At 52.7% G+C, this 5938-nt stretch carries 2 protein-coding genes; both read left to right on the top strand.

Features of this window, described 5'->3' with window-relative positions:
- Window positions 1-751: 751 nt before the first annotated feature.
- Window positions 752-3397, top strand: a complete 2646-nt coding sequence (gene pglZ, locus OKB81_RS19100; protein WP_059169676.1) for a BREX-1 system phosphatase PglZ type A — start codon at window positions 752-754, stop codon at window positions 3395-3397.
- 72 nt (window positions 3398-3469) lie between these two features.
- Window positions 3470-5770, top strand: coding sequence for a protease Lon-related BREX system protein BrxL (brxL, locus tag OKB81_RS19095; RefSeq protein ID WP_270805377.1), 2301 nt, complete (start codon window positions 3470-3472; stop codon window positions 5768-5770).
- Window positions 5771-5938: the final 168 nt, after the last annotated feature.

Genomic DNA, 5938 nt, shown 5'->3' with positions numbered 1-5938 from the left:
AAAAAGCAGTAATAGATCAAAACAGCCGATCGCTGTCAAGCCGCGAAAAAGGGAAAATCAGGTGCGGAATGACGGATTGATATTTATCATTTGCATATTCCAGCCGATCATGAACACCAATTCCGATTCAACGTGAACACCATTTCCGGACCAATGTGAACGCTCATTCCGGTTCAACCTGAACACTTCGCCCCTCCTTTCCGGAAACAGTGTTCAACATCCCGGAATCACTGTTCACATTCACCGGAATCATCCTTAACGCATTGATTTAAAAACCTTTGATACGCTCTCCCTTTTGCCAGGTAAGAGCCTATGTCTGCCAAGAGGATTGCAATGCGTAAAATTCGTGAAGTACTGCGACTGCGGCTGGAAGCTGACCTCCGGCAAGGCTAGTCGCAGTAGTCGTCTGCTGGTTAATAAATTTGAAGATATTAACAACCTGTTACGTTCTATCGAAAACCAGCTGCTGCTGGGCAACAGTCAGCAATTATGCAAACAGCAACTTGAGTGTGTTGTGACAGCTTAACATAGTGCTGGGTTGTCAGAGGCTATCAAGAGGACAGGTAGGTGGCTGGCCTGTCTTCTCTTCTATACCACCTGGTTGAGTCCGCGAGTAGCGCTTGCCAAAGCGACTATTCGATGACTCCAGGCCCTACCCAATACGGATTGCTTCATGAACTCTAAGAGCATTTCGATTACCATATGGTTTTGTTGTAAATCGGAGCCTAATGGCTTGTCGTGACGGATTTTTATGGATATCACCCAGCTCCAAACCGGGCTAAATAAGAAATTCGAGCAGAGCCGGATCGTCTTTTGGCATGATCCCGAGCAGAGCTTTACAGCACAGCTGGCAGAGCTTGCCGCTCCCCAGGTCGGTTTGTCCCGCGAAGGCCAGCCAGTGGCGGTGCTCAACATGGCCGAGCATTCCCAACTTCAGGCGCGTAAGCGCATTGAGCTTGATGAGCCGATCACGCCGTTTCTGCTCTACTGGCCAAGCCCGGAGCCTGCCCCCGCCAAAGACTGGTTACTGGATATGCGCCGCTATAGCGTCACCTTCCACGCCGATGCGGCCTCGATCCTGCTCAACGATCTGGGTCTTGCCAATATGGCGTTGCGTGATTATATCGCGTCACGCAGCAGCTTTTTTGCCAACAAGGAGCGTACCTCAGCCCTCAAGCGTCGTTTGGATGGCCGCAGTGGGGTGGAAGACTCGCTGTCGCTTGATCTAAAGATGATCAGCGTGTTGTTGGGCTGTCTTGCTCAACCTGCTGATGTAGTCAGGGAACTAGGCGCTCGCCTGTTGGATACTCACTTTGAGCCCGCAGATGCTCTGGCACCACTTGACCAACATGGGTTGCTGCCGAGCCTTTGGCAGTTGTTAGAACGGGATTATGGTTATCAGGTCGCCGAAGAAAATAAGGAGTCTTTGCGGGAGTTTATCCGCAAGCTTTTTGCCAGTGAGAGTTATGAGTTGCTGGAGGTGACCAAGCAGGAACAGCGCCCGGCTTGGTTGCAATCGCAGTTGCTGGTGACGCCGACCGGCCGAGCCAATGCCATGGCATTGCTGGCGGGTTGGCGCGATTCATTACAACACAGGGGAGCGTTTGCCCAGCTTTCACAAGAGGTGGCGACGCAGCTTGAGTTGTCAAACAGGTTGAATAGCCTGACGACTCAGGAGGTATGGTGTTGGGCAGAGGTGACCAGTTTTGAAGCGGTTGAGCAGGCCTTGATCCGAGAGTTGGTTGCTGGATTGATGGGGGGCGATCTCGGTTTGAGTCGCAGCGACTTTAGTCAGCTCATCTCGCGCCGTCGTCAGGGCTTTTGGCCCGGGTTCGACCCCAAGTATGCCTATCTCTATCAGGCGCTGCAGCATGCTGAAAATCTGTTGGAACTGCGCAGAAACTACCCGGATGGTTTTCATTTTTCATCGGCTCAGGCCATGTATCAGGCTTATGAAACCGAGTTGTTCCAGTTTGATGCTGCATATCGTCTCTTTAACGAGGCATTACTCCATTTACAGGGGCAGGCAGTTGAGGTATTGGCCGCTTTAGCCGACAAGCTCGAAGAGCTTTATGTTAACTGGTACCTCTACCAGCTTGGCTTGGCATGGGATGGATTGCTGGCCAAGCAGCAACTGCTGGCACGCTGGGAGTTGGGCGTACCAACACAAGCACGATTCTACGATACCGTTGTTAAGCAGCGTTTTACCCAGGCAGGGGTAAAGCGGCAGTTTGTGATCATCAGTGATGCGCTGCGCTACGAGGTGGCTCATGAGTTGCAGGGGCAAATCAACGAGGCCAAGCGTTTTGCCGCCAAGCTCACTAGTCAGCTGGGAGTGTTGCCCAGTTACACTCAGCTCGGGATGGCTGCCCTGTTACCCCACCAGCAGATTGATTATGCACAAGGGAGTGCGACTGTATTGGTGGATGGTCAAAGTAGTGCCGGATTGGATAATCGCAGCGCAATTTTGGCTAAAGTGGGGGGCATTGCGATATCAGCCAAGTCGCTGCAAGGTTGGACCCGCGCTCAGGCCAATGAGGCGATTGGCGATGCTCGGGTGATCTATGTCTATCACGATGTCATTGATGCCATCGGTGACAAGCAGGCGACTGAGCAGCAAACATTTTCGGCAGTTCGTCAGGCCATCGATGAGCTCAATAATCTGGTCAGCAAGATCATCAATGGTTTTGGTGTTACCCGAGTCATCGTCACGGCAGATCATGGGTTCTTGTTCCAGCGTGAGGCGCCGGAAAGTGGGGTTAAAGCCCAACTACAGACAGAGCCTTCTGGCACGCTTGAGGCCAAAAAACGCTATCTGCTCGGACGGCAGTTGCCTGTTAATGAAGATGTATGGCAGGGCCGAATCTGCGACACGGTCGGCGGAGATTCCGATGTCGGATTCTGGCTGCCCAAGGGGGTAAGCCGTTTCCACTTTGTGGGCGGCGCCCGTTTTGTACATGGCGGTGCCATGCTGCAGGAGGTCTGCGTACCTGTGCTTGAAGTTCAGGAGCTCCGTGGCAAAAAACAGGCACAACATGAGAAGAGCAAGGTGAATATTGTACCTGCCTATCAGCCCATCAAGTTGGTCAATGCCATCGACAAGATCCGGTTTCTGCAGACCGATGCCGTGGATGATCGACATAAGCCGCGCACGGTGCGTTTTGTTGTGATGGATGCCAATGGACAGCATGTATCTGCTATCGAGAAGCTCAGCTTTGATGCGACTTCCGGCACCCTTGAGCAGCGCCAACAGGATGTTCGCTTGAAGCTGACCGGTACCGATTTTGACCGCAAGGCGCACTATTTGTTGCTGCTGGAAGATGATGAGGATGGCATTGAGCTGGCCCGCTACCCGGTGACCATTGATCTGGCGATCCAGAACGACTTCGGTTTTTAATGTCGGACGTTGTTGAGACGATTTGTCAGTGATGATCCCGAACGTCTTGAACTTTTATTGATGAAATAAGGCATGGCTCAGGCCATGCCTTGGAGTGACCCGATGCCACACGATGAAATGAGTGCCACTGAAGGCGAATATATCGGTAAAGAGAAACCGGAGCAGCCAGCCACCTCTGTTACCCATATCACCAACAATGTGTTGATCCAGCAGATGGATGTGTATCCGGGCGGTGAGCCAGGTGCTGATGAGCGCCGTGTTTATGACAACAGTGCCGAGCCCGGTTTGATATCTGGCTATCCGTTTGCCGGTGCGGCAAGTGCGGCAGATGAGCTGGTGCAGCATGCCAGCCTGGATCTCGATGCGCGCCTGAATCGCTATTTCAAAGGCAAAGTAGTGCGCAAGGATCTGACCAAACAGCTCAAGGAAGGGGCCAATGTGCCTGTCTATGTGCTGGAATATTTGCTCGGCATGTATTGCGCCTCGGATGATGATGAGGTGGTGCGCGAGGGGTTGGAAAACGTCAAGAAGATCCTGGCCGAGAATTATGTGCGCCCCGATGAGGCAGAGAAGGTCAAGTCACTGATCCGTGAGCGGGGCAGCTTCAAGGTGATCGATAAGGTTGGGGTCAAACTCAATCAGAAAAAGGATGTTTACGAGGCGCAGCTCTCTAATCTGGGCATCAAGGATGCGGTGATCCCGGCCAATATCGTCAAGCAAAACGAAAAACTGCTGACCGGCGGGATCTGGTGCATCATCACCCTCAATTATTTCTATGAGGAAGGGCAGAAGATCTCGCCCTTCTCAATTTTTACCCTGAAGCCGATCCAGATGCCCTCCATGGATATGGAGGAGCTGTTCGCTGCGCGTGCTCATTTCAATACCGATCAGTGGCTGGATGTATTAATCCGCTCCATCGGCATGGAGCCGACCAACTTGCAGCAACGGGTTAAGTGGCATCTGCTGACCCGGATGATCCCCTTTGTTGAAAATAACTACAACGTCTGTGAGCTGGGGCCGAGGGGGACGGGTAAAAGCCATGTCTATAAGGAGTGTTCACCCAACTCCTTGTTGGTCTCTGGTGGGCAGACAACGGTAGCTAACCTGTTTTACAACATGAGTTCGCGCCAGGTTGGTCTGGTGGGCATGTGGGATGTGGTGGCTTTTGATGAGGTGGCGGGGATCACCTTCAAGGATAAAGACGGCGTACAGATCATGAAGGATTACATGGCCTCTGGGTCCTTCTCCCGTGGTCGTGATTCGATAGAAGCCAAGGCATCCATGGTCTTTGTTGGCAACATTAACCAGAGTGTCGAGACCCTGGTCAAGACCAGCCATCTGCTGGCGCCGTTCCCGGAGGCGATGATCGATACGGCCTTCTTTGATCGCTTCCATGCCTATATCCCCGGTTGGGATATTCCCAAGATGCGGCCGGAGTTTTTTACCAACAGTTATGGCCTGATCACCGATTATCTCGCCGAGTATATGCGCGAGATGCGTAAACGCAGTTTCTCCGACGCCATCGATCGTTACTTCAAGCTGGGCAACAACTTGAACCAGCGCGATGTAATTGCGGTGCGTCGTACTGTGTCCGGGTTGTTGAAGTTGCTCCATCCCCATGGCGTGTTTGATAAAGAAGATGTGCGCCGTTGTTTGACCTATGCGCTGGAGCTTCGTCGGCGTATCAAGGAGCAGCTCAAGAAACTCGGCGGGATGGAGTTTTTTGATGTGCATTTCAGCTATCTCGATAATCAGACGTTGGAAGAGTTTTTTGTCAATGTACCGGAGCAGGGCGGCAGCCAGTTGATCCCGGAGGGATTGGGTAAGCCCGGGGTGGTGCATATGGTCACCAAGGGCGGGGCTGGGCAATTGGGCCTTTATCGTTTTGAAACCCAAATGACCCCAGGCAATGGCAAGCATTCGACCTCTGGCCTGGGTTCCAATACACCAGCGAAAGAGGCGATCCGGGTCGGTTTCGATTACTTCAAAGGCAACCTGAATCGGATCAGTGCAACGGCCAAGTTCTCCGAGCATGAGTACCATTTGCATGTGGTCGAGCTACATAACTCCGGCCCCAGCACCAAAACCAGTCTGGCTGCGCTGGTGGCGTTTTGTTCCATTCTGATGGGCAAGCCGGTACAAGAGCAGATGGTGGTATTGGGTGACATGACGCTAGGCGGTGTGGTCAATCCGGTTGAGGATTTGGCCGGTAGTCTGCAACTGGCGATGGACAGCGGCGGAAAGCGGGTATTGCTGCCGATGGCGTCAGCCTCGGATATTCCGACCGTACCGGCGGAGATCTTCTCCAAGTTTCAGATCAGCTTTTATGCTGATCCGGTGGATGCCGTGTATAAAGCGCTCGGGGTGCAGTGAACCGGCATGGCTGAAAAAAGGCGAGCAGGGTGCTCGCCTTTTGATTAAATATCATATTAATGTGTGATCCCTGCCAAGGTTTTCCATAAGGGAACCTGATTACCCATGACCCTCAGCCAGCTTCAAGAGCCGATATGGCATCGGAGGGCTTGCCACGACTGCATGCCC

It is taken from the genome of Aeromonas sp. QDB56 (assembly GCF_027705505.1).
In the GTDB taxonomy this organism is placed as follows: Bacteria; Pseudomonadota; Gammaproteobacteria; order Enterobacterales; family Aeromonadaceae; genus Aeromonas; species Aeromonas caviae.
Note: the sequence above shows the minus strand (reverse complement) of the source record. Positions and strands in the feature narration are given on the sequence as shown.

Excerpts from the sequence above, each read along its gene's own strand:
- pglZ (WP_059169676.1), top strand. The coding sequence starts at position 752 with ATGGATATCACCCAGCTCCAAACCGGGCTAAATAAGAAATTCGAGCAG.
- brxL (WP_270805377.1), top strand. The coding sequence starts at position 3,470 with ATGGCTCAGGCCATGCCTTGGAGTGACCCGATGCCACACGATGAAATG.